The organism is Mesonia sp. K7 (genome assembly GCF_003233725.1).
Lineage (GTDB): Bacteria > Bacteroidota > Bacteroidia > Flavobacteriales > Flavobacteriaceae > Mesonia.
In genome coordinates this window covers 1-2,682 of sequence record NZ_QKQV01000029.1, presented here as the reverse complement: position 1 = coordinate 2,682, position 2,682 = coordinate 1, and the positions used below count along the sequence as shown (strand labels likewise).

Here is a 2,682-nt window from a genome sequence, read left to right as displayed (position 1 = left end):
AACAGCTTAGAGGTGACCTATTACGCAACCCAGGCAGACGCCGATGCAGGAACCAACCCGCTAACAAGTCCGTATACCAATACGGTGAACAACCAGACGATCTACGTCAGGGTGGAAGATGAGGATACGGGCTGTTTTGTGAGCCAGGGCTTTACGTTGACCCTGGTGGTGAACCCATTGCCATCGCCACAAGTCCCCACGGATCCATTGGAGGTCTGTGATGTGGACAACGATGGCTTTGTGGAGTTTGACCTGGCGGCACAGGTCCCGATTATCCAGAACGGGGAGACCGATGTGACCATCACCTTCCACCTGACCCAAACAGCGGCAGAATCGGGCAACCAGGCGATCGATACGAGCCAGCCCTTTGGGATCAGCAGTGCGAATAACCAGACGATCTATGTACGAGCTACCAATGACCTTACCGGTTGTTATGTGGTGGAGCCGCTAACGCTGGAGGTGGTTCCAAGCCCGACGATAGAGGACCTGGAAGACCTTTACGTCTGTGACGACGCGACACTGGACGGCTTTGCGATGTTCGACCTGACACAGAACACCCCCAATGTACTGGGATTACAGGATCCGAACGAGGTGACGGTGAGCTACCACGAGACCCAGGCCGATGCCGAACTTGGACAGAACGCCATAGCGGTACCGAGCCAGTACACCAATATCGTCGCCAACACGCAACAGATCTTTGTGCGTATCGAGCACAACACCACCGGTTGTTACGACACCTTTGACTTTACAGGGGACAACAGCTTTTGGATAACGGTAGAACCTTATCCTGCAGTGGTGGAGCCCACCGACCTGACCCTGTGCGATGACGATTACAATACCACACCAGTGGCACAGACGATCTTTGACCTGACGGTGAAGGAAGGTGAGATGAGCGGACAGAACTTCCCGCCTGGGAACTACCAGTTCACGTACTATGCCAGCGATGCCGACTACCAGGCCGGCACGCCTATCGCAGACCCTGAGAACTACCAGAATATCGCCAATCCACAGACCTTGGTGGTAGAGGTCACCAATACCGATGCCCAGGGCCTTTGTGCGACGACGGTGAACCTGACCATCAATGTACTGCCATTGCCGAGTCCCGACAGCTACACTCCAGATGAGTTACGTTTGTACCAGTGTGACGATGATAACGATGGCGTGGCGGCAGATCCTTTTGACCTGACCCAGAGCGGTGATATGATCGCGGGCGGCGAGAACGTCAACTTGAGCTACTACACCAATGAGTCTGCAGCAGAGCAGGGCGACACGGCCTCGGCCTCTTACATTGCCACCCCGGACCAATACGTTAACGACCCGAGTCTGAACGTGATCAATGCCGACGGTGTTCCGGTACAGGTCATCTATGTACGGGTAGAAAGCGGTGTGGCAAACAACGACTGTTATGTAGTGACGAGCTTTGAGATACAGGTAGTACCGGCACCGGTACTGAACCCTGCAGGACAGCCTTTCGGGTATGTTCTTTGTGAAGACGGCAATAGTGGCACGGCAGCGGTACAGTTGGACGACATTGCAGCCAATGTCTATGACCTTACCAATGGCGACCCGGCCACACTGATCCCATTGTTGGACCCTAACGGGAATGACGACCTGGACATCAACAACTACCAGGTGAGCTATTACTTTACGGCAGCTGCAGCAGAAGCGGGCGATAGCACGCAGGAAGTTCCCAACGGTTACGATGCCAGTGATGGCGAAAGCTTCTTTATCCGCATCGAGTACCTCAGTACCGGCTGTTACAACACCGGTGCGATAGGGGAAGTGGTGATTACGGTGGAACAGCGCCCGGCGATCAATGCGGTGGACCTGAACGAGACCCTATGCTCGGACGAGCAGGGTGGCAACAGTGTCACGGTGGACCTGACCCAATACGATGGGCAGATCAGTACAGGTGCACCGAACACGGCAGTGGTCTACTATGCCGATATGAACGCTTATATGAGTGGGGACGAAGTGGCCGATCCGACGGTTTTCACCACAACGGGCAACCCACAGACGGTGATAGCCGAAGTGATCGATACCGAGACCCTGTGTGAGTCGGCGGACTTTGCCACGATCACCTTCAACATCAACACGACCCCTATAGTGGATATCAGTGGTTACGACGGAATGATCATCTGTGAGGACCTGGATCCAAGCACCCCGACCGAAGGGGGCGACTATACGCCGATTACCATTGATACGGGGCTCAGCCAGACCCAATACGACTTTGTATGGACGCTGGATGGCACCACGCTCCCAGAAACGGGCAGCAGCATCGATGCCACACAATCAGGAACCTATGAGGTTACGGTGACCGATGTGTTCAACAACTGCAGTGCGACCAGCAGTGCGACCATAGGTGCATCGAACCCGCCGGAGTTCACGGCAACGGCAACCACTTTGGCCTTTGCGGGCGAGCACACGGTGGTCATCGACAATGTGATGGGCATCGGCGACTATGAGTTCAGCATCGACAATGGTCCTTGGACGGACCTGGGCAGCAACACCAGTCTTACATTCGAGGGACTGGGTGGCGGAACGCACACCATCCGTGGAAGGGACAAGAACGGTTGTGGCACCACGATAGTGACCATTACGATAGTGGACTACCCGGCGTTCTTCACTCCGAACAACGATGGCTACAACGACACCTGGAACATCTACGGACTGGCGGAGAGC

Annotated in this window: 1 pseudogene; it reads left to right on the top strand. The window is 55.2% G+C overall.

The features are described 5' to 3' along the window. Positions 1-2,682: pseudogene (locus tag DNG35_RS12230) on the top strand (hypothetical protein); the annotation flags it as partial.